Annotated in this window: 23 protein-coding genes and 1 pseudogene; 16 read left to right on the forward strand and 8 right to left on the reverse strand. The window is 60.5% G+C overall.

The genetic code is table 11. The annotated features are described in order from the left end of the window. Window positions 1–13: 13 nt before the first annotated feature. Window positions 14–592, reverse strand: coding sequence for a ubiquinol-cytochrome c reductase iron-sulfur subunit (petA, locus tag ACK83U_RS09960; protein WP_112413579.1), 579 nt, complete (start codon window positions 590–592; stop codon window positions 14–16). 835 nt (window positions 593–1,427) lie between these two features. On the opposite strand from petA, the gene ACK83U_RS09965 reads away from it, so the two are divergent. After that, window positions 1,428–2,039 (forward strand): LysE family translocator, encoded by a 612-nt coding sequence (locus ACK83U_RS09965; RefSeq protein WP_112604903.1) that lies wholly within the window; start codon window positions 1,428–1,430, stop codon window positions 2,037–2,039. A gap of 107 nt (window positions 2,040–2,146) precedes the next feature. Here the strand turns inward: ACK83U_RS09965 and ACK83U_RS09970 are convergent, their stop codons facing one another. Next, window positions 2,147–4,000: an ABC transporter ATP-binding protein gene (locus tag ACK83U_RS09970; RefSeq protein ID WP_112604900.1), complete on the reverse strand. Its 1,854-nt coding sequence runs from the start codon at window positions 3,998–4,000 to the stop codon at window positions 2,147–2,149. A gap of 395 nt (window positions 4,001–4,395) precedes the next feature. Between ACK83U_RS09970 and ACK83U_RS09975 the strand changes: the two genes are divergently transcribed. Both ACK83U_RS09975 and ACK83U_RS09980 read left to right on the forward strand, forming a co-directional pair. Beyond that, window positions 4,396–4,893 carry a tRNA (cytidine(34)-2'-O)-methyltransferase gene (locus ACK83U_RS09975; protein WP_112604897.1) on the forward strand — a complete coding sequence of 166 codons (498 nt, stop codon included), beginning with the start codon at window positions 4,396–4,398 and terminating at the stop codon, window positions 4,891–4,893. Window positions 4,894–4,970: 77 nt separating this feature from the next. Continuing rightward, window positions 4,971–6,122: a hypothetical protein gene (locus ACK83U_RS09980; RefSeq protein WP_112604894.1), complete on the forward strand. Its 1,152-nt coding sequence runs from the start codon at window positions 4,971–4,973 to the stop codon at window positions 6,120–6,122. Between the two features lie 87 nt (window positions 6,123–6,209). Here ACK83U_RS09980 and ACK83U_RS09985 read toward each other — a convergent pair whose 3' ends face one another. Further along, window positions 6,210–6,470, reverse strand: a complete 261-nt coding sequence (locus ACK83U_RS09985; protein ID WP_041677939.1) for a hypothetical protein — start codon at window positions 6,468–6,470, stop codon at window positions 6,210–6,212. Window positions 6,471–6,641: 171 nt separating this feature from the next. On the opposite strand from ACK83U_RS09985, the gene hemF reads away from it, so the two are divergent. From hemF to ACK83U_RS10000, 3 genes are all read left to right on the forward strand, one after another. Further along, window positions 6,642–7,553 carry an oxygen-dependent coproporphyrinogen oxidase gene (gene hemF, locus ACK83U_RS09990; RefSeq protein ID WP_112604891.1) on the forward strand — a complete coding sequence of 304 codons (912 nt, stop codon included), beginning with the start codon at window positions 6,642–6,644 and terminating at the stop codon, window positions 7,551–7,553. Window positions 7,554–7,737: 184 nt separating this feature from the next. Then, window positions 7,738–8,016, forward strand: a complete 279-nt coding sequence (locus ACK83U_RS09995) for a hypothetical protein (RefSeq protein ID WP_015340633.1) — start codon at window positions 7,738–7,740, stop codon at window positions 8,014–8,016. A gap of 126 nt (window positions 8,017–8,142) precedes the next feature. Next, window positions 8,143–8,328, forward strand: a complete 186-nt coding sequence (locus ACK83U_RS10000) for a DUF1059 domain-containing protein (RefSeq protein WP_015340634.1) — start codon at window positions 8,143–8,145, stop codon at window positions 8,326–8,328. A gap of 41 nt (window positions 8,329–8,369) precedes the next feature. Here ACK83U_RS10000 and ACK83U_RS10005 read toward each other — a convergent pair whose 3' ends face one another. From ACK83U_RS10005 to ACK83U_RS10015, 3 genes are read right to left on the reverse strand one after another with little or no spacing between them, the layout of a single operon-like run. Next, window positions 8,370–9,626 carry a CCA tRNA nucleotidyltransferase gene (locus ACK83U_RS10005; RefSeq protein ID WP_112604888.1) on the reverse strand — a complete coding sequence of 419 codons (1,257 nt, stop codon included), beginning with the start codon at window positions 9,624–9,626 and terminating at the stop codon, window positions 8,370–8,372. After that, window positions 9,623–10,258, reverse strand: a complete 636-nt coding sequence (locus ACK83U_RS10010; protein ID WP_112604885.1) for a CoA pyrophosphatase — start codon at window positions 10,256–10,258, stop codon at window positions 9,623–9,625. The genes ACK83U_RS10005 and ACK83U_RS10010 overlap by 4 nt, the downstream gene beginning before the upstream one ends. Next, entirely contained in the window at window positions 10,255–10,878 is a 624-nt protein-coding gene (locus ACK83U_RS10015; protein WP_112604882.1) for a DUF1285 domain-containing protein, read from the reverse strand. Before ACK83U_RS10015 ends, ACK83U_RS10010 begins: the two co-directional genes overlap by 4 nt. A gap of 167 nt (window positions 10,879–11,045) precedes the next feature. Here ACK83U_RS10015 and ACK83U_RS10020 point away from each other — a divergent pair, with 167 nt between their 5' ends. Genes ACK83U_RS10020 through ACK83U_RS10040 form a run of 5 tightly spaced genes read left to right on the forward strand, consistent with a single transcriptional unit; the run spans window position 11,046 to window position 18,324 of the window. Continuing rightward, on the forward strand, window positions 11,046–12,059 hold the full coding sequence (locus tag ACK83U_RS10020; RefSeq protein ID WP_112604879.1) for an AAA family ATPase: 1,014 nt from the start codon (window positions 11,046–11,048) through the stop codon (window positions 12,057–12,059). 26 nt (window positions 12,060–12,085) lie between these two features. After that, complete coding sequence (locus ACK83U_RS10025) at window positions 12,086–13,006, forward strand: DUF58 domain-containing protein (protein ID WP_112604876.1); 921 nt, start codon at window positions 12,086–12,088, stop codon at window positions 13,004–13,006. Then, on the forward strand, window positions 13,003–15,825 hold the full coding sequence (locus ACK83U_RS10030) for a DUF4159 domain-containing protein (protein ID WP_112604873.1): 2,823 nt from the start codon (window positions 13,003–13,005) through the stop codon (window positions 15,823–15,825). The genes ACK83U_RS10025 and ACK83U_RS10030 overlap by 4 nt, the downstream gene beginning before the upstream one ends. 1 nt (window position 15,826) lies before the next feature. Then, window positions 15,827–17,899: a hypothetical protein gene (locus tag ACK83U_RS10035; protein WP_112604870.1), complete on the forward strand. Its 2,073-nt coding sequence runs from the start codon at window positions 15,827–15,829 to the stop codon at window positions 17,897–17,899. 2 nt (window positions 17,900–17,901) lie between these two features. Next, window positions 17,902–18,324, forward strand: a complete 423-nt coding sequence (locus ACK83U_RS10040) for a GNAT family N-acetyltransferase (RefSeq protein WP_112334296.1) — start codon at window positions 17,902–17,904, stop codon at window positions 18,322–18,324. Window positions 18,325–18,358: 34 nt separating this feature from the next. On the opposite strand, the gene ACK83U_RS10045 is transcribed toward ACK83U_RS10040, so the two are convergent. Beyond that, window positions 18,359–18,931 carry a GNAT family N-acetyltransferase gene (locus ACK83U_RS10045; protein WP_112334295.1) on the reverse strand — a complete coding sequence of 191 codons (573 nt, stop codon included), beginning with the start codon at window positions 18,929–18,931 and terminating at the stop codon, window positions 18,359–18,361. Window positions 18,932–19,255: 324 nt separating this feature from the next. On the opposite strand from ACK83U_RS10045, the gene ACK83U_RS10050 reads away from it, so the two are divergent. After that, window positions 19,256–20,245: a glutathione S-transferase family protein gene (locus ACK83U_RS10050; protein ID WP_112604867.1), complete on the forward strand. Its 990-nt coding sequence runs from the start codon at window positions 19,256–19,258 to the stop codon at window positions 20,243–20,245. A 15-nt stretch (window positions 20,246–20,260) separates the two neighbouring features. Here ACK83U_RS10050 and ACK83U_RS10055 read toward each other — a convergent pair whose 3' ends face one another. Continuing rightward, window positions 20,261–20,752 carry an NUDIX domain-containing protein gene (locus tag ACK83U_RS10055; RefSeq protein WP_112604864.1) on the reverse strand — a complete coding sequence of 164 codons (492 nt, stop codon included), beginning with the start codon at window positions 20,750–20,752 and terminating at the stop codon, window positions 20,261–20,263. Between the two features lie 50 nt (window positions 20,753–20,802). On the opposite strand from ACK83U_RS10055, the gene ACK83U_RS10060 reads away from it, so the two are divergent. The 4 genes and pseudogenes from ACK83U_RS10060 (at window position 20,803) to ACK83U_RS10075 (ending at window position 23,787) form a co-directional block, all read left to right on the forward strand. Further along, window positions 20,803–21,741: a metallophosphoesterase family protein gene (locus tag ACK83U_RS10060; RefSeq protein ID WP_112605625.1), complete on the forward strand. Its 939-nt coding sequence runs from the start codon at window positions 20,803–20,805 to the stop codon at window positions 21,739–21,741. 387 nt (window positions 21,742–22,128) lie between these two features. Next, window positions 22,129–22,641 carry an RNA polymerase sigma factor gene (locus tag ACK83U_RS10065; protein ID WP_112334292.1) on the forward strand — a complete coding sequence of 171 codons (513 nt, stop codon included), beginning with the start codon at window positions 22,129–22,131 and terminating at the stop codon, window positions 22,639–22,641. 3 nt (window positions 22,642–22,644) lie between these two features. Further along, window positions 22,645–23,483 (forward strand): annotated as a pseudogene (locus ACK83U_RS10070) (anti-sigma factor). 100 nt (window positions 23,484–23,583) lie between these two features. After that, window positions 23,584–23,787 carry a hypothetical protein gene (locus ACK83U_RS10075; RefSeq protein ID WP_112604858.1) on the forward strand — a complete coding sequence of 68 codons (204 nt, stop codon included), beginning with the start codon at window positions 23,584–23,586 and terminating at the stop codon, window positions 23,785–23,787. The last annotated feature ends 81 nt before the right edge of the window (window positions 23,788–23,868 follow it).

The raw sequence follows: 23,868 nt of genomic DNA on the forward strand, positions 1-23,868 counted from the left end.
ATTCAGCTCCCCCTCAACCGACCTTGATCTTCTTTTCCGACGTGAACGCATATTGCGGAATCGCAAGATTCATCGGCGCAGGCCCGTGGCGTATGCGGCCGGCGGTGTCGTAGACCGAGCCATGGCAGGGACAGAACCACCCGCCATATTCGCCCGCTTGACCGAGAGGAATGCAGCCGAGATGAGTGCAGACGCCGATCATGACGAGCCAGTTTTCCTTGCCCTCGCCGGCCGAACGGGCAACGTCGGTTGCCTGTGCATCGGACGGTAGATTGGCGTTGCGAGCGACCGGATCTTTCAGGTCCGAAAGCTGCGTGCCCTTGGCATCGTCGATTTCTTTCTGCGTGCGGTTACGGATGAAGACGGGCTTACCGCGCCATTTCACCGTCAGGGACATGCCGGGCTCAAGGCTCGACACATCGACTTCGATGGATGCAAGAGCGAGTGTCGATGCGTCGGGCCGCATCTGGTCGATAAACGGCCATGCGACGGCAACTGCACCCACCGCACCGGCCATACCTGTCGTCAAATAAAGGAAATCGCGGCGAGTAGGTTCGCCGGTGGACTCAACTGTCGTACTATGCTCGCTCAAAGCTGCACATCCTCTTCCCGCAAACCACGGCAAAAACCGCGGTACCCCTCTCACTAACGGCGAATCAATGCGACCATAATTCCGCCATAGATTCCTCCGTAACCCGCTGCGTTCTAAGCTTGATCGCAAATTATGTCCAGTCTTGGCAAGGGGTCAGGGCACAATGTCGCGGCAAAACTGCGTTAATGCGTCGCAAGGCTGGAGCTCAATCTTCCCCTTCTCCACGGAGAGAAGTTAAGCACATGAAAAACTAGGGAATTCCGCAGCGTTTTTCTCTGGCGCGACGCAAAATAAGCGATCAGCACAATACCGCACAGCAACAAAAACAATGAAAATTCCTCGAAATTCCGATCTCAACCTCTCCTTCCTCACCTGAACGCAGACCGAATTTCGTCCGCGATTTATCAGTGAACGCCATATTCCCTGCAACCCTACAAGAACTGTAAAACGGAGCCGGGATCGACCGGTCAAGTTGCCAACGGTCGTGAGCGACGCATTGAGCGTCGAGCGCAAAATGCCGGTTGAACTGCAATTTCATTCAAGACCGGAAAACGCGATGCCTCGATATTGCCGCAAGCGATTATCGAGTGAGAGTCATGCACGCTACCCAAGCCGACGCCATGTATCGACAGCATCCGTGGTTGCTCGACACCTTGCCCGCGACAAACCTAACAGTCGGATATTTCACCGCGCGAAATCGTACGGCGACGGCTCACGTCGTCGAGAAAGCTTCCCCGAGAGTCCATCAGGACACCTCGCGTGGATCAGCCGCCGAAACAGGCATCTCGACTCAGGCCTTACCGCCGATATTCCCCTCCTCCGTGGGGGCTGTCGCATGAACATCGAGTTTCTGATCACGACCTTCATTATCGTTGCCTCTCCCGGCACGGGCGCGATCTACACGCTTGCCGCCGGATTGTCTGGCGGCACGAGGGCGAGTGTGGTCGCCGCATTCGGCTGCACGCTTGGCATCATCCCGCATTTGCTTGCGGCGATAAGCGGCCTCGCCGCACTCCTGCACACCAGCGCCGTGGCGTTTCAAGCGCTCAAATGGCTGGGAGTGGCCTATCTGCTCTACATGGCTTGGTCGATGTTTTTGGAAAAGGGTATTTTGCGCATTGACGGCGCACCGACCGACAAGAGCACGCGACAGATGATTGGCTCGGCAATCCTGATCAATTTGCTCAATCCCAAATTGTCGATCTTTTTCTTCGCCTTCCTGCCTCAATTCGTGACGCCGGATCAGACAAGCCCGATCATGTTGATGCTGAAGCTCAGCCTGGTCTTCATGGCGCTCACCTTCTTCATTTTCGCAGCCTATGGCGTATTCGCAGCTCACCTGCGCCGCCATATCGTCTCGAATCAAACGGTGCAATCATGGATGCGGCGAAGCTTCGCAACTGCGTTCGGATTGCTCGCGGCACAACTCGCTCTGGCGAGCCGCTAGCCCGCAACATCGTTTCCAGACTTCTTTGTTACGTTTTGAATTTCTGAAAAATAGGCACTCAGGAAAACAACAACTGGGGCACCTTGGCGCCCCAGTCGTCCGTCTCATTATTGTGCCGCCGTCTCGACCTCTTCATGGTCGGCGAGGAAGCCACCCGACTGCCGGCTCCAGAGTTCGGCATAAATGCCGCCCTGCTGGACCAGCGCCTGATGCGTGCCCATCTCGATGATCCGGCCCTTGTCGAGAACGACGAGGCGGTCCATCTCAGTCAGCGTCGACAGGCGGTGGGCGATGGCGATCACCGTCTTGCCATGCATCAGCGCGAAGAGGTTTTCCTGGATCGCCGCTTCCACTTCGGAATCGAGCGCCGAGGTTGCCTCGTCGAGCACCAGGATCGGCGCGTCCTTCAGGAAGACGCGGGCGATGGCGATACGCTGCCGCTGGCCGCCTGACAGTTTCACACCCCGCTCTCCGACCTGAGCGTCGAGCCCGGTGCGGCCATGCATATCCACCAGACCTTCGATGAAGTCCCAGGCATTGGCGCGCTTGGCCGCCTGGATGATGTCCTCATCGGTGGCGTCCGGACGGCCGTAGGCGATATTGTCGCGGATGGAACGGTGCAGCAGCGAGGTGTCCTGCGTCACCACACCGATCATCGAGCGAAGGCTGTCCTGCGTCACACCCGCGATATCGTGGCCGTCGATGGTAATGCGACCGCCCTCCAGATCGTAGAAGCGCAGCAGCAGGTTCATCAGCGTCGTCTTGCCGGCGCCGGAACGGCCGACAAGGCCGACCTTTTCGCCCGCGCGGATATCGAGGGTCAGATCCTCCATGACACCCTTCGCCTTGCCGTAATGGAAGCGAATGTGGTCGAAGCGGATCGCGCCCTGCTTGGCCATGATCGGCGATGCCGCGGGCTTGTCGACGATATCGTGCGGCTTCGTCATCATCTCCATGCCGTCATAGACGGTGCCGATGTTTTCGAAGAGCGCCGAAACTTCCCACATCACCCATTGCGACATGCCGTTGACGCGCATCGCAAGGCCGATGGCGATGGCGATGGAGCCGACAGAGATCGAGCCGCTGAGCCAGAACCAGATCGACAGAGCCGAGACGATGAACAACGCCGCGCAGTTGTTGAAATAGACCGAGGCGTGGAACAGCGTCACCTTGCGCATCTGCTTGTGCACGGTATCGAGGAATTCCTCCATGCCGGCCCTGGCATAGGTCTCTTCGCGGCCGGCATGCGAGAACAGCTTCACCGTGGCGATGTTGGTGTAGCTGTCGACCACGCGGCCCGTCATCATCGAGCGCGCGTCGGCCTGCTGCGCGGCGATCTTGCGCAGCACCGGCACGAAATAGGCGACGATGGCGACATAGACGCCAAGCCAGACCAGGATCGGAATCATCAGCCGCCAGTCGGCAGCCGCGATGACGAGGATCATCGACAGGAAATAGGTGACGACGTAGACGAAGACATCGAGGATTTTCATGACCGTTTCGCGCACGGCAAGCGAGGTCTGCATCACCTTGGTGGCGACGCGGCCTGCGAACTCATTGGCAAAAAAGGTCATGCTGTGGCGCAGCAGGAAGCGGTGCATCTGCCAACGCGCGATCATCGGATAGTTGCCGAGCAGCACCTGGTGCATGATGAAGCTGTCGAGGATCGCCGCAGCCGGCAAGCCGATCAGCACCATCGCCCCCATCCAGAACAGCTTGTGCCATTCCGTCTGCAGGAAAGTCGCCTTATCCGCATGCGTCAGCCAGTCGACGATATCGCCGAGGAACTGGAACAACGCCACCTCGCCAATCGCGATCGACATGGTGAGAATGCTCATGGCGATCAGCCAAGGCAGGGCCGGCTTGGAATAATGCCAGCAGAAGGCGAAGAGGCCACGCGGCGGCGTATCCGGCACCTCGCTCGGAAATGGATTTAGTCGGCGTTCGAACCAGCTAAACATGGAAATGCTCCAAAGACTCGACCCTTCGACCACCCACTGCGCTGAAAGATCGCAGATTCATATGGTGGCCGGGCGGTAAAACGACGAGGCCATAGTGGCCGCGCAATGACTTAAAGAAGGGGGATACTTGCGAATATGCGCCTTGTAGCGCTCTTCAAATCCGTGGGTTCACGGCACCGAGGCGCAGCATCATAAACAAGATATCCATCTGAGCCTCCTTCTTTCGCAAGTTGTAGAGCACGCGTCTTTTAGCGCGACTTTTCCTGTTTGAAAAGCGAAATATGCCTGAAAAATGGGCTGAATCCTTCAATTCTGCTGATGGGAGACATCACAGGAATCGAGGGGTCCCAGGAAAAACCGGAGACAAATCGGGGCGATTTCGCTAGTTGCAACATATGACCAAGCTCCGCATCGCCCTCTACCAACCCGATATTCCCGGCAACACTGGCACGATCCTGCGGCTTGCCGCCTGCCTCGGCCTCGGCGTCGACATTATCGAGCCGGCCGGCTTCGACATATCCGACCGCAATCTGAAGCGCGCCGGCATGGATTATCTTGCCGCCGTCACCCTGACTAGACACGTCAATTGGGAGCGCTTCGAGGCATGGAGGCAAGAAAGCGGACGACGGCTGGTGCTGGCCTCCACAAAGGCGGCGCAGCGCTACACGGATTTTACTTATCGCGACGACGATATTCTCCTCTTCGGCCGCGAAAGCGCCGGTGTGCCGGAGCACGTGCATGACAGAGCCGATGGCCGCATCCTGATCCCCATGGTCGAGGGTCAGCGCTCGATCAATGTCGCCATGTCCGCCGCCATGATTTCAGGTGAAGCACTGCGGCAAACGCAATGGCCGTCGTCCTCAGCACCGAGCCTGAATGTCGCACCGGAATAGACGTTGGCACGCCGGATAAAGTGTGAGAAGCTTCGCTCTGGAATGCTCTAACTCAGGCAGCCTTGACGAGGTGACCCATGTTCCAGACGGCATTCACGCTTTCCCTTACGCAGTTCGCCCGTACACTAAGCCTCCCCGAACGGCTCCAGCACTCCCCTTTGCGCAACCTTGCGCTTGAAGGCCTTCGCCAGCGCAACCTCGCTCTCGATGCGCTGTTCTACGACGTCAAGGTCATCACACCCGAAGAAGCCTTCTACATCAGTGACTCGCTCGCCGCCGAAGGCGCGATCCTGATCGTGCCGCCAAGCGGTCTTGGAGCACTCACCCTCTGCGAAACCATCGATGAATTCGTCTTGCGCGGCGGCGGTAATGCCCGGGCGCTCGCAGTCGCCGGCATCGGCGGTTCCGCGCTCGGCGCAGCCGCCTTTGCCCGCAATGTGGCCGATGCGATCGACGCACCGGTCGCGGTCGTCGTCTCAGGCTACGGCATAGCCGATGCCATCACCGAAGCCTTCGGCGGATCGTTTTTCTTCGGTCATTTGAGAGGGCTGCGGCCGCTGCTTGAAAGCCTGGATGATCTTGCCGGCCGGCCCAAGGTTGGAGCGCAGCGCGATGGAACTGCGGCCCGCACCAGCCTGGACACCAGAACGGTGCAGGCGCTTCTTGCCGATCCCCGCCTTTCCTTCCGTCTGCTGACCGGCCACTCCAAGGGAAACCTCGTGCTGTCGGCTGCACTCCATAACCTCTGCAAACAGGACGAAGCGCGGATCACCGAGCTGGCGCGGCATGCAAAGATCGTGACGATCGGCGCACGCATCGCTATGCCGCCTGTTTTCACGGATGTCGTCGACGTCACGGGGGAATGGGACTGGTTCGGCGAAATCAACTCCCGAGCATTCATTCATGCCGATCGGCGTGTTGCGCAAGCGTGGCATCACACGAACACCGACTTGGGCGGGCACCTGCCGGTGACCACCACGCTGATGGAAATTCTCGCGGCATCGCCCGTCGCCGGAAATCAGAAAGCTGGAGAACACCAAGCTGCAAGGCTCGGTGCCGCGGCCGAACCGGCGGCAATACCAGAGACAAAGTCTCCTCCGGCTCCGGCCGGCGGCACTACGACTGCAATCGAGAAGGTCAAGAAAGCTATCTCCGCGAGGCCGATGCCAAGCGCTCAGCCGCCCGCATTCGGCCCGTCGGATGATACGCCACCGCCCATACCGCATTAAACTCGCAGCACATCGCCAACGCGCCTCGGAGAAACGGGAACGCACTTCGAGAGCCATCACCCGTCGATGCGGGCCATGTCGCCCAGTTCAGTCCGCCGATGGCAGACGCCGCATGGTGAACTCGATGCGATCGCCGTCGACCTGGCGCCAGCTTTCCACTTCGGTCCAATAGGCAGCCTTGGGGAATTCGTTGAACCATTCACGCGCCTTTTCGCGCGCTTCCGGGCGACTGAGACAAAAGGTCTCGCGAACGAATTCGCTCTTTCCACCGGCGGGATGGTCCTGCCGGTAACGGAATATTCTGTTTCTCAACCCATCCAGGGGCGGCGGTCCGGGTATCTTCATGATAAAACCTCGCCTTTGAGAGAGGGAACATAATACCGCAGTGTGAAATTTGCGAGTCGATTCTCCTGCGGTGTTGCTGCACTGGCTGCGCCGCAATCTTGCTGATATTCCAAATCACGATACATACGGTGCGAATCGCGGGCCGCCGGCTGCTCGCATCGTCGGAGAGCGTGAATGGAACGACCCAATCTTCCCAAGGGATTACCCGAGGATATTGAAGAAAAGAAGGAGGCAGCGCGACACTGGTTCGAAGGCCTGCGCGACACGATCTGCGCGGAGTTCGAGCAGCTGGAAAGCGAGCTGACCGGCCCTCTTTCCGACCAGGAACCGGGCCGCTTCATCGCCAAGGACTGGCAGCGCGACAAGGGCCAGGGCGGCGGCGGCCGCATGTCAATGATGGAGGGCCGCGTCTTCGAAAAGGTCGGCGTCCACACCTCGACGGTCTATGGCGAATTCTCTCCCGACTTTCGCAGCCAGATTCCTGGCGCCGAGGAAGACCCCCGCTTTTGGGCCTCGGGGCTCTCGCTGATCGCCCACCCCGTCAATCCGAATGTGCCGGCCGTGCATATGAACACCCGCATGGTGGTGACGACGAGCCAATGGTTCGGCGGCGGCGCCGACCTGACGCCGGTGCTCGATCGCCGCCGCACCCAGGAAGATCCGGACAGCGCCCTCTTCCATCGCGCCATGCAGATCGTCTGCGATCGTCATGCCGTCGCCGACTATCAGCGCTACAAGAGCTGGTGTGACGAATATTTCTTCCTGAAGCACCGCAACGAGCCGCGCGGCATCGGCGGCATCTTCTTTGACTGGCTGCATTCGACAGAGGAAGCCGGTGGCTGGAACGCGGATTTCGCCTTCACGCGCGACGTCGGCCGCGCCTTCGCGATGGTCTATCCGCGCATCGTCCGATCCAATTTCAACGAAACATGGACGGAAGAAGACCGCGATGAGCAATTAATTCGCCGCGGACGTTATGTGGAGTTCAATTTGCTCTACGATAGGGGTACAATATTCGGGTTGAAGACAGGCGGTAACGTCGAGTCGATCCTATCGTCTCTGCCGCCGGTGGTGCGTTGGCCTTGAGGCGTGTCGCGTAAGCTGGGCGGCAATTTTGCGATCGCGGCATGCGGGAAACCTCAAGCGCAGCAAACGATTGAAAGATCGCGATGCGCTTGAACGTTCAACATTAAATGATCGGACAACGCCCTGAAATCAGCGGGAGGAGTGCCTAAGTGACCTAATGTTCGTTCAATCGGAGGAGGTTGTAATGGCAGCAGAGAAACAAGTCACGGAAGCTTCGAAAGAACAGAAACTGTCGCGCACCGTCGATAGTCCGGAGTTCATCATCCGACTGGCAGAGGATATGCGGACCCGCAGTGGATCCGATTTACCCCTCTCCTGCTTCCTGGAGCAGGTGAGGATGCAGCTGGCGGGCAAATCTCCAAGCGATATCGCCCGCTTCGCGGCCGATCGTTCGGCCAAGCAGGCGCCTATCACCCGATATCAATCCTCGGATTGCTTCAAATCCTGGGCAATGCCGGATTAATGTCCGGAAGGCTGCCACCGGCAAGCGGAACACTTGCCGAACGGCAGAAACCTTTTCTCGTTCGTAGCGTTTAGGCTTTCAGGTCCTTTGTAGGGCGAGAATCCGTTGAAAGACGAGGAGGAAGATATGCGACTGTTCGAATGTGGTACGCTCGTGCCCGGTTGCGCCTGGCACACCCGCGCCAAGGATGACGCCGAGGTGGTGCGTCGCGCGGTCGAGCACATGCGCGAAGCGCATGGCGAAACCGTCATCCGCGAAAACATGGTCGACAATATCAAGGCCCGGATTCGCGACGAGGCCAACGCGGCCTGATCGGAGGCCGGCAAGTCAGTCCCGGGGATCAGGCCCCGTTATCAGGCACTGGCCAAATCCTTTAGCCGGGCGAGAAGGCTCGCCCGGTTCATCGCAAAATTCCCATCGAGCCACTCCTGCTCGAGTTTGCCGAGAAGCTCGCCCACGCGCGGCCCCGCATTGACGCCCGCGGCAAGCGCATCTGCGCCATTAAGCGGAAAAGCCGGCTTCTTCCAGTTTGCCGTTCGTTCCAGCAATTTCCCAAGCCGCGCCACGCGCGCCATTTCCTCGAAATCGCCCTCCGCCTTGCTGCGGGCAACGGCCAGCGCGAGCTTCAGGCAAGCCGCAACGCCGGTTTGATCATGGCGATAAAGCAGGCGATCGAAGGCCACTTCCGAGATGTCGTCCTTCACGATCGGCGCATTCGCCCAGGCCTGCAGATAGGCGCCTTCGGCCCTCGAGAGGCGCAGCCGCTCGGCAAGCTTGGCAAGCCTTGCCGTATCGGGCGGTACGATGGCAGCAAGGCGAAGTAGAGCCTCCGCCGGCCAACGAAAAGCCTGTTCGGCGGCGATCAGTCCGGGAATGGCGTCGATCCCCCATTTCTCGGTTTCCGGCAGCACTTCGGTCAAAATGCCGATCTGGCGCATCCAAAGCAGCGCCCTGCCCGGGTCTGGAGCCGCGAGCAGCTTCTTCATTTCCGACCAGACACGCTCGGCCGAGAGTGTTGAAATCTTTGATTTTGCCGCAGCACAGGCGCGCAGACCATCCGCATCGGGGCGGCCGGTGCCATAATAGGCAAAGAAGCGGAAGAAACGCAGGATGCGCAAGTAATCCTCGGCAATCCGCGTCGCGGCATCGCCGATGAAGCGAATGTTGCGGCGCTCCAGATCGGCCAGCCCGCCGACGAGATCCACGACCTCGCCATCGGCGGATGCATAGAGCGCATTGATGGTCAAATCGCGCCGCTCGGCATCAGCCTGCCAATCCCGGCTGAAGGCCACGACGGCACGGCGCCCGTCTGTTTCGACATCACGCCGCAAGGTCGTGATTTCGAACGGCTTTCCATCAATGACCAAAGTGACCGTGCCATGCGCGATGCCCGTCGGCACCGCCTTGATTCCGGCGGCCTCGGCCCTTTCGACGACGGTTTCAGGCAACAGCGTCGTTGCTATATCGATATCGGCGACGGGCAGCCCCATCAGGCTGTTGCGGACGGCACCACCGACCACACGCCCCTCGCCGCCATCGGCGTCGAGCAGCGCCAGCACCCGATGCAATGCCTCATCGCGAAACCAGGCCTCATCGGCAACGGACGTCATCTATAGAGCCTTTCATAAAGTGTGCGGACGATACCCGCAGTAATGCCCCAGATCATGCGCTGCCCATAGGGCATGCGGTAGAAATGGCGTTCCGTCCCCTGCCAGAGCATCGTGTCGGTCACGTGGTGGTCGGGGTCCATCAGGAAGGAGAGCGGCACCTCGAAGGCATCCTCCACTTCGGTCGGATTGAGGGCCAGATGAAAACCGGGTTTTACCACGGCAAGAATGGGTGTGATGCGAAAGCCGGTCGCCGCCAGATAATGCGGCAGCCGCGCGACGGGCTCGATGAAGATGTCGGCAAGCCCGATTTCCTCGCCCGCTTCGCGCATCGCCGCCATTTCCGGCGACGCGTCTTCCGGATCGATGGCCCCGCCCGGAAAGGCGATCTGGCCGGAATGCTTGCGGAGCGTCGATGTCCGGAGCGTAAAAATCACCCTGGCATCGTCTCCGCTGTCGACGACGGGCACAAGCACCGCGGCATCCTTGAGCTTCAGGTCCGCGACCTGGGATATGGTCTCGGGATTGAGGAGATGATCGCCGTGATCGCGCCAGGCAAGCTCTACCGGCCCGCCACTCTGATGGAGGGCGCGACGGCGGAACTCGTCCGCGGAATAAAGGGGAAATTCATTCATCGAGTAAGTGCATCCAATTCGGCAACCGGCATGACGGGAAAGATGGAGCTGCCGGAACGCACGCAGAAGATCTCTCGCCCGGCAATCTCCACCGGTTCGCCGAGTTCGATGAGATCGTACATGACCGCACGCGTCACCAGAGCCTCGAGCCGCCCGCGGACATGCAGATAAGGCTTCAGCTCGTCGTTCTCGCCGCGTATGACGAAGCGGATCGGATGGTCCCTGCCCGCCTCGACGACATCGCCGACATTCGTGCGGAAGGTCAGCACCCGTCTGCCCTCACGCTCCGTCACGCTCATCTCGACGGCCACGAAAGGCGCATCGACGACGCGAATGCCCACCTTTTCCACAGGGGTGACGAGATAGGTCTTGCCGTCGTCATCCTTGCGCAGAACTGTGGAAAACAGCCGCACCAAAGGCGCGCGGCCGATCGGCGTGCCGAGATAGAACCAGGTACCGTCGGCGCGGATCTCCATGTCGATATCGCCGCAGAACGGCGGATTCCAGCGATCGACCGGCGGCAGACCCTTCTTGGAGCCGCCGCTATCACCGGCGGCGCGCGAAATCAGCGCCGCGAGGCTTGCGGCATCGCCCGTTGTCCTGATTTCCTCGGTTGCCATTCTTCTGTCCCGGTTGGTCGTTAGTCACGAATATGACATTTCTCACGAGATAGTCATTTGAAACGTGCTTGTCAGCGGTCTTGCTGGCGATAAGTTGTATTGATTATGAGGCAAATGTGTAACGTCTGCGAATCGCGCGCACCGTTTTTCTGCCATTGGAGACGCAAATGGGCATGATCAAATCGACCGAAACGAGCCTCGACGAGCAGGCCATCATCGCCTCGGCCGAAAAGGCACTGGACGATATCGCCGCCGTTCGCCAGGAGGTGTCGAAGGTCATTTTCGGTCAGGAAAGCGTCGTTGAAAACACGCTTCTGGCCGTTCTTGCCGGCGGTCATGCCCTGCTGGTCGGCGTGCCGGGTCTTGCCAAGACGAAGCTCGTGACGACACTCGGCGCCGTCCTCGGCCTTGCCTCCAACCGTGTGCAGTTCACGCCGGACCTGATGCCCTCGGATATTCTCGGCTCAGAAGTGATGGACCAGGACGAAACCGGCCGCCGCTCTTTCCGGTTCGTCAAGGGTCCGGTTTTCGCGCAATTGCTGATGGCCGACGAAATCAACCGCGCCTCGCCGCGCACGCAATCGGCCCTTCTGCAGTCCATGCAGGAATATCACGTCACCATCGCCGGCCAGCGTTATGACCTACCCGCGCCCTTCCACGTTCTCGCAACGCAGAACCCGCTGGAGCAGGAGGGCACCTATCCGCTGCCGGAAGCCCAGCTTGACCGTTTCCTGCTGCAGGTCGATGTCGACTATCCCGAACTTGCCGACGAGCGCCGCATCCTGCTCGAAACCACAGGCTTGAGCGAAGTGACGCCGCAGGCTGTCATCGACGCCGAACGCTTGCTGGAAATCCAGCAGCTCATCCGCCAGATGCCCGTAAGCGACGGCGTCGTCGATGCGATCCTGTCACTCGTGCGCTCTGCCCGTCCGGGCCAGGGCAATGCCTCCACAGACAAGCATGTCGCCTGGGGTCCAGGTCCGCGTGCCGGCCAGGCGATGATGCTCTGCGCCCGTGCCCGCGCCCTTTACGAGGGCCGGCTTGCCCCGTCGATCGACGATATTCACGCACTTGCCGAGCCAATATTGGAACACCGCATGGCGCTGACTTTTGCAGCCCGCGCCGAAGGCATGTCCGTACGCGATGTCATTTCAGGGCTGGTCAAGCAGTCGAAATCGTGACCCGGATGTCGAGGAGAGTATAGCGCGTGGCATCCATCGGACAGACCGTCAGACCGACCTCAGGCAATGATGCCCTCTCCCGAGCGCGCAGCCGTGCCGCCCTCGTGCCGGATTGTCTCGTCGAAGCCAAGCGCATCGCCAACACGGTCATTGCCGGATGGCACGGCCGCCGCAAGCGCGGCATCGGCGAGAATTTCTGGCAGTTCCGCCCCTATACCGAAGGTGAAAGCCTGTCGCGCATCGACTGGCGGCGCTCGGCCCGCGACGATCACACCTATATCCGCGATCATGAATGGGAAGCCGCCCACACGATCTGGCTCTGGGCCGATCTCTCGCCATCCATGATGTATAAGTCGACCTATGGCCATGTGTCCAAGGAGGGTCGCGCGCTCGTCCTGATGCTGGCGCTGGCAGAAATTCTTTCCCGCTCCGGCGAGCGTATCGGCTGCCCCGGCATCATGGAGCCGGTTTCGACCCGCAATGCTGCCGAGCGCCTGGCCGCAGCGCTGATGCATACGCCGCTCGAAGGCGGCCTGCCGCAGACGGCGATGATCCGCGGCTGGAGCGATATCGTGCTGATCGGCGATTTTCTCGACGATGCCGATAGCGTCATGGGCAGGATCGGACCATTGGCACGTCGCGGTCTGCGGGGTCATGTGATCGAGGTTGCCGATCCCGCCGAAGAACTCTTTCCCTATAGTGGACGCACCGAATTCAGCGATCCCGAAACGGGCTCGAAGCTGATCGCCGGCCGCGCGGAAAACCTGCGTGACGACTATCAGCGCGCCTATGTCGCGCGGCGCGAAAATCTCGGCCAGTCGCTGCGCCATCTCGGCTGGACCTTCGTCAGCCACCGCACGGACCGGCTGGCTTCCGAAGCCCTGGTCGCCGTGCATATGTATCTCTCAGGCATGCCCGCGAGGGTCGCGTCAGGAGGCCAGCTTTGAGCGGCCTCTCCTTTGCATTCGCTTCGCCGGCCATCTTGGCAGCGCTCATTCTGCTTCCCGCGATCTGGTGGCTGCTGCGCTTGACGCCGCCGCAGCCGCGCACGGAAGTGTTCCCGCCGCTGCGCATTCTGGCGAGCATCCTCAAGCGCGAGGAGACGCCCGCCCGCAGCCCTTGGTGGCTAACGCTGCTGCGCATGCTGCTTGCCGCCCTCGTCATTCTCGCCATCGCCAATCCCATGTTCAATCCGCGCACCAACACGCTGTCGAGCGGCGGCCCGCTGGTGCTGATGATCGACAATAGCTGGGCGAGCGTCTCCGACTGGGAACGCCGTGTGCGTACGGCCGACGCTCTGATCGACGATGCCGACGCCAAGGGCATTCCCGTTTCGATCGCCTTCACCGCCGAACAGGGCAACGATGCGACCCCGAGTGCGGCAATAGCTGCCCGAGACAAGCTGCATGCAATGAACCCGAGGCCGCTGGTGCCGGATCGGCAACGCGCCACCGATGCCGTCAAGGCGGCGCTCAATGGCAGCAAGCCCGGCACCATCGCCTTCATCTCCGACGGTATCGAGAGCAAGGCCAAGGACGATATCGTCAGCCGCCTTGCTGCCCTGCAGCCAAGCGAGCTGCGGCTCATCGAGGGCGATGGCCGCGATATCATGGCGCTTACCGGCGCAGCCAATACCGCCAGCAACATGACCGTCACGGCCACACGGCTGGACGGCAGTGGCCCGATGCGCCTCGGGCTGACGGCACAGGACAATCAGGGACGGCCGATTGCCGTCGGTTCGCTCGATTTCTCGGGCGGGCAGACAGTTGCGACCGGGTCCATCGCCGCGCCCTTCGAAATGCGCAATGATTTCGCCCGCATCAGCATCGACCGCCAGGCAAATGCCGGCAGCGTCTATCTGCTGGACGACGGTTTTCGCCGCCGCCGCGTGGCGCTCCTCTCCGGACAGGCCGCCGACGAATTCCAGCCGATCCTGTCGCCGCTCTATTATATCCAGCGTGCGCTTCAACCCTATGCCGATCTGACCCAGCCCAACAGCGCCGATCTGGCGAAGTCGATCCCGCAACTGCTCGCGGGCAATCCCTCCGTCATCATCATGGCCGATGTCGGCCGCCTGCCGCAGGAAACCTATGCGCCGCTGCAGAAGTGGATCGAAAATGGCGGCACGCTTGTCCGCTTTGCCGGCCCGCGCCTTGCCGCGGCACCCGCCGACGATCCCTTGGTCCCGGTCACACTGCGGCAGGGCGAGCGCACATTCGGCGGCGCCCTTTCCTGGGCCGAACCGCAGCCGCTTGCCGATTTTCCGTCGTTCGGCCCCTTCGCCGGCATGCCGAAGCCGAACAACGTCCTGATCAAGCGGCAGGTCCTGGCCGAGCCGACACCGGATCTGGCCGAGCGCACCTGGGCAAGCCTTGCCGACGGCACGCCGCTCGTCACGGAAAAGCAGATGCAGGCCGGCCGCATCGTGCTCTTCCACGTCAGTGCCGAGCCGCAATGGTCCGATCTGCCGATATCGGGTGATTTCGTTGAGATGCTGCGCCGTATCGTTCAGCTGTCGCGCGCCGGCGGCGTCGCGTCGGGACAAGGAGTTGCCAAGGCAAGCGAAGCGATGCCGCCCTACCGGCTCTTGACCGCCAAGGGCGTGTTGACCAGCGAGATCGGCAGTGCCCGCCCGCTGGAACCAAACAACAAGGGAGCCGCAGTCGCAAGCTTCGACAACCCGCCCGGCCTCTATGGTTCCGAAGAGGGTTTCAGCGCGCTCAATACCCTGCCGAGCGGCACAGCGCTCAAGCCGCTGGATGCCTCGGCAGCTGGTGCGGTCGCACGCGAGGGCCTGATCGGCGGCGAGGCCTGGTCGGCAAAGCCGATCCTCTTCACCCTCGCCTTCCTCCTCCTGCTGGCGGACAGCATCATCGTGCTGTTTATGAACGGCGCCTTTCCGCGCCTGGGCCGATCGGCAAAGACGATCGCGGGTGGTGCGGCAATGCTGCTGCTGGCCGTCTCGCTCGCCATGTTCTTACATCCGGTAAGCGTCCTGGCCGACGATTCCAAACCGGGCGACGACACCATCTTCTCGCGGCTGGACAAGACACACCTTGCCTATGTCGTGACAGGAGAAACCGACGTCGATCACATTTCGGAGCGCGGGCTTGCAGGCCTCTCCGACTATCTCACCTATCGCACGACGCTCGAACCCGGCCCGCCGGTAGGGGTGGATCTTGCCAAGGATGAACTCGCCTTTTATCCGCTGATCTACTGGCCGATTTCTGCAACCGCACCGATGCCGTCCAGTGACGCCATCAATCGCATCGATGCCTATATGCGCAATGGCGGCACCGTGCTCTTCGACACCCGCGACGCCATCGATACGATGGGTGACACCTCGTCACCAAGTCCGAACGGCCAGCGGCTGCAGCAAATCCTTGCCAATCTCGATATCCCTCCCCTGGAGCCGGTGCCTGCGGGCCATGTGCTGACCAAGTCCTTCTATCTGCTGTCGAGCTTCCCCGGGCGCTATGCCGACAGCCCGCTCTGGGTGGAGGCGCGCCAGGATGCGCGACGCGACGCGAATGCGGTCGCGACCTCAGACGGGGTAACGCCGATCATGATCACCGGCAATGATTTTGCCGGGGCCTGGGCCGTGGCCGACAATGGCTCGCCGCTGCTGCCGACCGTGCCTCCGGACGAGACCCAGCGCGAATATGCCTACCGTACGGGCGTCAACATCATGATGTACATGCTGACCGGAAATTATAAGTCCGATCAGGTCCACGTTCCCGATATCCTGCAGCGCTTGGGGCAATAATATGAATATCGGCTTTGCCCCTTTCCTCCCCTGGCCCGTGCTTGCCGCTTTGGCGGTGCTGACGCTCGCCATCGCGGCGCTCGCAATCTACAGGCGCCTGCGGGGCGGCTGGATTCGCGCTCTGGCGGGCATCGCTCTGCTTGCCGCACTCGCCAACCCGGTGCTGATGCAGGAAGATAGGGATCAGCTATCGACGATCGTTCCCGTCGTCGTTGACCGCAGCCTCAGCCAGCAGACGCCGGAACGTACCAAAATGACGGACGAAGCCCTGGCGATGCTCAAGGATCGGCTGGCCCAATTTCCCCGCATTGAGCCGCGCATTGTGGAATTCCGCGATCCGGCGGAATCGGAATCACCGTCGACACGGCTTTTCTCTGCGTTATCCTCGTCGATCGCGGACGTGCCACCGGCTCGTATCGGCGGTGCCATCTTTCTGACCGATGGCCAGATCCATGATATCCCCGGTGTCAATCAGCAGCTCGGCTTCGACGCGCCCGTCCACGGGCTGATCACAGGCAAGCCGGACGAATTCGATCGCCGCATAGAGATCGTGCGCGCCCCGCGCTTCGGCATCGTCAATGATGAACAGCAGCTGGTCTTTCGCGTCGTCGACGACGGCAAGAGCCCTGGCGGTACCGCAGCAGTCACAGTCAAGATGAATGGCGACGAGATTGCCACACTGCAGGCCACGCCCGGCCAGGATACACCCTTCAGCTTCAAGGTGCCGCGCGCCGGCAACAATGTCCTCGAATTTGCGGTCGCCGAAGTGCCTGGCGAAGTCACCGGCATCAACAATCAGACGGTCCAAGTGATCGAAGGCATCCGCCAGAACATGCGCGTTCTCCTCGTTTCGGGTGAACCGCATGCCGGCGAACGTGCCTGGCGCAACCTTTTGAAATCGGACGCATCGGTCGATCTCGTGCATTTCACCATCCTGCGTCCGCCGGACAAGCAGGACGGCACGCCGATCAACGAGCTGTCGCTGATCGCCTTTCCCACGCGCGAGCTCTTCGTCGATAAGATCAATTCTTTCGACCTGATCATCTTTGACCGCTATCAGGACCGTCAGAACGTCCTGCCGACGATCTATTATGATTACATGGCTCAATATGTCGAAAATGGCGGCGCCTTGCTTGTCGCGGCCGGTCCCGAACATGCCGGCGGCAGCTCGATCGCTCTGACGCCGCTTGCCTCGGTCCTGCCGGCCGAGCCGACGGGCCAGATGATCGAGAAAGCTTTCTATCCGCGCCTGTCGGACCAGGGCAAGAAACACCCCGTCACGCGGGGGCTGGACGGCTCCGAAACCGAGCCACCGCATTGGGGCCGCTGGTTCCGCAGCGTCGATGTTGAAAGACCTCAAGGCCAGACCGTGATGGTCGGTGCCGATAACAGTCCCCTGCTGGTGCTGAACCGCGTCGGCCAGGGTCGTGTCGCCATGCTGCTCTCCGACGAAGGCTGGCTCTGGGCGCGTGGTTTCGAAGGCGGCGGCCCGCATGTGTCGCTCTACCGTCGCATTGCCCATTGGCTGCTGAAGGAGCCGTCGCTGGAAGAAGAAGCCCTGACCGCCAATGCCGCCGGGCGCACGCTGCAGGTAACGCGCCAGACGATCGGCAACGATCCCGGTCCCGCCACGATCAAAACGCCATCGGGCAAGACGGACACCCTGCCGCTGAAGCAGACGCAGCCAGGTCTCTATCAGGCGGAGAAGCATATGGGCGAGATCGGCCTCTACCAGATCGCCAGCGGCAATCTGTCGACGCTGGTCCATATCGGCGCCATCGACGCTCCGGAATTCAAGGCCATGATCTCGACCACCGAAACACTGAAACCGCTCGCACAGAAGACCAAGGGTCTCGTTACCCGCGTTGCCGGTGCAAATGGCGGCGTGACGGTGCCGCAGGTTCTGCCGGTTCGCGGCGCCGTTCGCGTCGCCGACGGTCAGCGCCTGACCATCCGCATGACCGACGAAACCGTGCTGAAGGGGATCAATACCCTGCCCTTGTTTGCAGGCTTTGCCGGTCTCGCCGCCCTCCTCTTTGCTTTCTCCGCCACGTGGTGGCGCGAAGGACGGTGACCATGAAGATCGACGTGACCGATACGCCATCGGAAAGCGACCTTGCGGCTATCAGCGAAGGATTGACGGCGTTCAACACCGCGGACGTCGGGCCATCCGCTCGGCAATCCCTGGCTGTTCTGATCCGCGACGATACGGGCAAGACCATCGGCGGCATATCCGGCTATACCGCCTGGGGGTGGCTGTTCACGCAATGGCTTTTCGTGCCGGAAAGCCTGCGCGGCCAGGGCATGGCCGGAAAGCTTCTGGACGCGGCGGAAGCGGAAGCAAGCGCGCGTGGCTGTTTCGGCGCGTGGATCGATACCTTCAATCCACAGGCGCTGAAAGCCTATCAGCGGCAGGGCTATGCCGTCTTCGGCGAACTGCCGGATTTCCCGGCCGGTCGCAGCCGGTTCTTTCTGCAGAAGAAATTGTCGCCCCGCTGAGATTCGAGCGGGGCAATCTTTCGATGATAACGCCTTAGACGGCAATCGCCGTGAGCTGCACGACATCGTCCAGATCGTCGTCATCGTCTTCCACAGCTGCAGTGGAATCATCGCGCCATGCGATCGAGCCTTGCAGCCGCGCATGCGTGTCTGCGGCGATCGGCACCACCAGCACCCGATTGGGATCGACAGGCCCCGGGAAGGTCAGTGCGTTGTAGGCAACCTTTTCGAAACCGAGCGGGCAATAATAGGGCGGATCACCGATCAGGATGACGGCTTCCGATCCCTTGCGCTGAGCAGCGGCCACCGCGATCCGCACAAGCTCGCGGCCGATCCCCTTGTTCTTGTGCGACGGACGTACGGCGAGCGGACCGAGGAGATGTCCCTTGACCGATCCGGCCAGCACCGGCGTCATCCGCACGGAGGCGATCGTTTCGCCATCATCGGCGCAGATGAAGGACAGCGAATGGTCATGCGGCCCTTGCTCGCGAATGCGAGCAGCGGCACGGGTAAACCGTCCCGGACCGAAAGCTTCTTCGTTGATGAGTTCGATTGCAGCGTCGTGCGACGCATCCTCAGTGAGGTAGACCAGATCGTGCTTGTACATTAGCCCAGACAACCAGTAGACGGACGATATTGTTCCCGAAAGCGCTCATCGAGCGTTCAAGATCATCGGCGTCGTCGCAGGCTTCTGGTTACTTTCATGACAAGGGGTCCTTAAACTGTGAAAAGCCGGATAGCAGGAAATATTCGGCGCGTCCAATGCAAAATGCATCCAGCTGTTCATTCATGCAAGATCGGTCGACATCGCGTCTTTTCTCGACCTTGACGGCACCTATGACGCAGTGTTCATCATTTGCCGTCTCGAAATCCGGCGTGCATGCCGTATCTCTGGAGATAGACTTCGGCAGTTTCCCGAAAGGATGAAGCAATGGGCATGTTGGTGGACGGCGTTTGGCATGACGTCTGGTACGATACCAAGGAGACGAAAGGCCATTTCAAGCGCGCCGCCTCGCAGTTTCGAAACTGGGTGACCGCCGATGGCAGCGCCGGCCCCACAGGCACCGGCGGCTTCAAGGCAGAGGCCGGTCGCTATCATCTCTATTTGGCACTTGCCTGCCCCTGGGCGCATCGCACCCTGATCTTCCGCAAGCTCAAGAAGCTGGAGGAGCTGATCTCCGTCTCGATCGTCGATCCGCTGATGGTTGAAAACGGCTGGGAATTCAAAGGAACGGACGGCGGCACCGTCGACCATCTCTTTGGCGCAACGAAGCTTTGGGAGGTCTATGTCAAAGCCGATCCGCATTATTCCGGCCGCGTGACCGTTCCCGTTCTCTGGGACAAGCAGACCGGCACGATCGTCAACAACGAATCTGCCGAAATCATCCGCATGTTCAACACGGCCTTCGACAGCCTGACCGGCTCCACGGCGGATTTCTATCCTACTGATTTGCGGGCCGACATCGATGCATTGAACGAGCGCGTCTACGATACGGTCAACAACGGCATCTATAAGGCCGGCTTCGCGACCTCGCAGGAAGCCTATCAGGAAAACGCGCTCCGTCTCTTCGAAACCCTCGACATGCTGGACCAACGACTGGCAACGCAGCGCTATCTATTCGGAGATCGCCTGACGGAGGCCGACTGGCGGCTGTTCACGACGCTCGTCCGCTTTGATGCCGTCTATGTCGGGCATTTCAAATGCAACATCCGCCGCATCGCCGATTATGCCAACCTCTCGGCTTATCTGCGGGATCTCTATCAGGTCGCCGGCGTTGCGGAGACCGTCAATCTCGACCACATCAAGAACCACTATTATCGCAGCCACAAGACCATCAATCCGACAGGCATCGTGCCGATCGGGCCGGAACTGGATTTCGATCGCCCGCACGGGCGTGAGCGGCTGGCAAAAGTCGCCTGACCCAAGCCTCGGAGGCTACCAGTAGCTGGAGGGAGCCGATGCACCTTCCAGCTCCTTCAGCCGGCGATAGGTTGCCTTCGTCGTGCCTGGCGGCAGCGCATCGACCGGAAAGAAGCCGCTTTCGACGATTTCGCGATCCGGCTTGCGCGGCGAGGTCTGGGTGACCTCGACGCGATAGAAGACGACGTGGTCGCGTTTGCTGGTGTGATTGTTGAAATAGACGTGGAAGAGCTGCGGCTTGCCTGAGATCACCAGATTGCCTTCCTCGCGCAGCTCCTTTTCAAGCGCCTGCGCCACAGTCTCATGGCGTTCGACGCCGCCGCCGGGCATATGCCACCCGGCGATATAGGAATGCCGAACCAGAAAAATCCGCCCTTCGCCATCGAAGCAGGCGGCGCGCACGCCGATCGTCATGCTGCGGGTCAGCACGAAATAGACATGCAACGCGCGGCCGAACAGACGCACAGCCAAACCCTGCCTTTCATCGCGTCGATTGTCTTCACTCATGCCTGAACCCCGGCATCGTGATCTGCAATCGGATCGAGGATGTATTTGTTTTGACAATAGAGTGGGCTATGTCTCATCCCATGTTCAAGCTCGCGCATATTTCCGATGTTCACCTTGGTCCGCTGCCACGTCTTTCGATCAGAGAACTCGCCTCCAAACGCATTACCGGATTTGTGAACTGGCACCGGAACCGGCGCAAGCATCTTTTTGGCGACACGCTTGATCTCCTTCTTGACGACATCAAGGCGAAACAGGTCGATCATCTGGCCGTAACCGGCGATCTCGTCAACCTTGCGAGCGGCATGGAGATCCAGACAGCGGCCGCATGGCTGAAGACGGTCGGCGATCCCTTTCACACATCCGTCGTTCCCGGCAACCACGATGCCTATGTGCCCGGTGCCTACGAAAAGGCCATGCGCTCCTGGTATCCCTATGTCCGCGGCGACGAGGCTCCCGCCGAATGGCAGGAGGACCAGCGCATTTTCCCTTATCTGCGTATCCGCGGTCAGGTCGCTATTGTGGGATGCTCCACAGCCGTCGCCACCCCACCCTTTGCCGCAAGCGGCTTCTACTCCTCACGCCAGGCCCGCGAGACGGTGAATATACTGCGCGCAGCCGAGGATGCCGGGCTCTTTCGTGTCGTCATGATCCATCACCCGCCGATTCGCGGCGCGACCAGCTTCTACAAGCGGATGATCGGCATTCGCCGTTTCGCAGCCGTCATCTCCACCGGCGGCGCCGAACTCGTCCTGCACGGCCATACACATCTCAACACCCTGCACTGGCTGCGGGGGCACATGGGCTCGGTTCCCGTCGTCGGGATCGCCTCCGCATCGCAAGGGATCGGCGGATTGAAGCCGCGCGCCGCCTATAATCTCTTCACCATCGCCGGCCGTCCCGGCGCCTGGGAACTGAAAGCGGAGCGTTATAGCCTCAACGACAATGGCAGCGGCGTCGACCCCGAAGGCTTCGATATTCTGGCGACATGACGAGCTTTTTGCGTCGTCGCGCGCATCGTTTCGGTAGCGTTTTCTAAGATACGGAGCTACAATCGAAGCACTGAAATTCCGAAATAAGGGATGCATTGTGAGGAGCGACGCATGCCGGCTTTCGAAGCCTGTATCTGACCAGGTTACTGCTTCTTGGAGAGCTTGGGCCAACATTGGCGCAGTACGGGTCGGGACATTGTGGGATAGCGCATTAAGGATGACGGTCAAACGCGCGGGTGCTTTTGAAGACTTGCGAAACGGCAGGAAAATGGTTCATACCAGCACAGGACGATTATTCCGCTCGCATCACCTTTCTTACGGGGAAGGCCGTCGATCGCGGAAGCAAATTGCCGATCTGACAACCTCCAACGCCTTCCTGGAACCATCATGCCAACGCCGGTAGCAGCCATCGATATCAGACGCGATCTGGTCGGTCTTCTTCCGAAGCTTCGCCGCTTTGCTGTGACGCTGACCGGCGATCTTGCCGAGGCGGACGAGCTTGTCCAAAACGTCTGTCAGCGCGGCATAGCCAAGTTCCACCTCTGGAACAGCGGCGGCAAGCTGGAAAGCTGGCTCTATACCATGGCCCGGCACCAATGGGTTGACGAAGCGCGACGTCACAAGCTGCGTCCCGCCGGCAAGGGCAATGCGCTGGAACAGGGCGATCCTGCATCACAAACCCATTTAAATCCGGTGGAAGCCGGTGAAGCGCATCGCCTGGTCACATCTTTGCCAGAAGGACTTGCCAGTGTCTTCCTGCTGGTCGATGTCGAAGGACACAGCTACAAGCAGGCGGCCGATGTTCTCGGCATCCCGTTGGCGGCGGTGACATCAAGGCTCTCCAGCGCACGCCTTTACCTCGCCTCCCAGGGTCATAGCCGCTCGTCCCGAAGGTTTTAAGCATTGCAAGATATGAAGAAAACGCCGCTCGAAGTCCGCTTTCCGCCTTCATGGATGGCGAGACGAGCCGCGAAGAAAAAGAAGAGCTGGAAAAGCTCATTGCCTCCGACGCGGACGCCCGGCGTATTTTCGATGAGCTGAAACACGGCTCCGATGTCGGCCGCAAGGCTTTCGATGAGGTTCTGAAGGAGCCGGTACCGCTGGCCCTTGTTCGCTCCATCAAGAGCGCTCAGCCTCCGAAGACCCGAGAGCCATCTCCGCGTATTACCAGGCATTCGCTGAAACTGGCGCCGACGGGTAAGCAATCATTGGCCGCGGCCCTTATCCTGTTCGCCGTCGGCGGCGGCATCGGCTATCTTTTCGGTATGCAGCCCGCTGACGTCCCGGCGAGCCCTCCGCCGACCCCGTCACAGCTTATGACTCGCAACTGGCTGGACGATATTGCCGCCTACCACCGCATCTATGCGCGCCAGCCGCAGCATATGGTAGAGTTGCAGGCAAGCCAGTTGGACGAGATCACCAAGTGGCTGGCAAGCACCGCCGGCGTCAAATTCAACTTTCCGGATCTCGCAGCTGATGGTCTCGTCTTCCAGGGCGCGCGCATGTCCATCGCCGCCGGTAAGCCTGTCGGCCAGCTGATCTACAAGAACCTCGATGGCGATGTCGTCGCCATCTGCTTTACCAAGACGGACGGCATCGCCGACGACGATTTCAGCGAAACCATCAAGGACGATATCAGCATCGTATCCTGGCATCGCAACGGCACTACCTATGCGATCGTTGGCCCCTCCTCGAATGCGATGCTCGATCAGATCGCCAATCGGGTATCCTCGGAGATATGACTGATATCCCATCCGTTTTGCCGCTTGCAGCCACCAGCCGGTCGATGGATAATGGATGCGGTAATCGCGTGGGGTCCGATAGTCTTGCTGGAGTTTCAACATGTCCGACGTTCTGCTGACCATTCCTGAAATCGACAGGCGTATTGCGGCGATCAGGGAAAATCTTCGCGAACTGATTGAGCAGGCAGCAGCCTTTTCCGGCGCCGCCGACGAAGAGCGGGCGTCCGTGCGGATAGCCGAACAGGAAGAAGAGCTCGAGCGTCTGACGAAGCGACGCGATGAACTTGCCAAAGGCCAAGCCTGAGCAAAATTCACCATTGAAACATATATATCCTCGGACAGCCTCGACGCGAGCCGTGTAAAGGACGGTATTCGCTCATCTATG

The organism is Rhizobium sp. WW22, from assembly GCF_047041135.1.
Classification (GTDB): domain Bacteria; phylum Pseudomonadota; class Alphaproteobacteria; order Rhizobiales; family Rhizobiaceae; genus Rhizobium.

Coding starts and splice junctions, on each gene's coding strand:
- ACK83U_RS10000 (WP_015340634.1), top strand. CDS start 8,143: ATGCGACTGTTCGAATGTGGTACGCTCGTGCCCGGTTGCGCCTGGCAC.
- ACK83U_RS10075 (WP_112604858.1), top strand. CDS start 23,584: ATGTCCGACGTTCTGCTGACCATTCCTGAAATCGACAGGCGTATTGCG.
- ACK83U_RS09995 (WP_015340633.1), top strand. CDS start 7,738: ATGGCAGCAGAGAAACAAGTCACGGAAGCTTCGAAAGAACAGAAACTG.
- ACK83U_RS10065 (WP_112334292.1), top strand. CDS start 22,129: ATGCCAACGCCGGTAGCAGCCATCGATATCAGACGCGATCTGGTCGGT.
- ACK83U_RS09975 (WP_112604897.1), top strand. CDS start 4,396: ATGACCAAGCTCCGCATCGCCCTCTACCAACCCGATATTCCCGGCAAC.
- ACK83U_RS10050 (WP_112604867.1), top strand. CDS start 19,256: ATGGGCATGTTGGTGGACGGCGTTTGGCATGACGTCTGGTACGATACC.
- ACK83U_RS10005 (WP_112604888.1), bottom strand. CDS start 9,626: ATGACGTCCGTTGCCGATGAGGCCTGGTTTCGCGATGAGGCATTGCAT.
- ACK83U_RS10035 (WP_112604870.1), top strand. CDS start 15,827: ATGAATATCGGCTTTGCCCCTTTCCTCCCCTGGCCCGTGCTTGCCGCT.
- ACK83U_RS09980 (WP_112604894.1), top strand. CDS start 4,971: ATGTTCCAGACGGCATTCACGCTTTCCCTTACGCAGTTCGCCCGTACA.
- ACK83U_RS10010 (WP_112604885.1), bottom strand. CDS start 10,258: ATGAATGAATTTCCCCTTTATTCCGCGGACGAGTTCCGCCGTCGCGCC.
- ACK83U_RS10020 (WP_112604879.1), top strand. CDS start 11,046: ATGGGCATGATCAAATCGACCGAAACGAGCCTCGACGAGCAGGCCATC.
- ACK83U_RS10055 (WP_112604864.1), bottom strand. CDS start 20,752: ATGAGTGAAGACAATCGACGCGATGAAAGGCAGGGTTTGGCTGTGCGT.
- ACK83U_RS10015 (WP_112604882.1), bottom strand. CDS start 10,878: ATGGCAACCGAGGAAATCAGGACAACGGGCGATGCCGCAAGCCTCGCG.
- ACK83U_RS10040 (WP_112334296.1), top strand. CDS start 17,902: ATGAAGATCGACGTGACCGATACGCCATCGGAAAGCGACCTTGCGGCT.
- hemF (WP_112604891.1), top strand. CDS start 6,642: ATGGAACGACCCAATCTTCCCAAGGGATTACCCGAGGATATTGAAGAA.
- ACK83U_RS09970 (WP_112604900.1), bottom strand. CDS start 4,000: ATGTTTAGCTGGTTCGAACGCCGACTAAATCCATTTCCGAGCGAGGTG.
- ACK83U_RS10045 (WP_112334295.1), bottom strand. CDS start 18,931: ATGTACAAGCACGATCTGGTCTACCTCACTGAGGATGCGTCGCACGAC.
- ACK83U_RS09965 (WP_112604903.1), top strand. CDS start 1,428: ATGAACATCGAGTTTCTGATCACGACCTTCATTATCGTTGCCTCTCCC.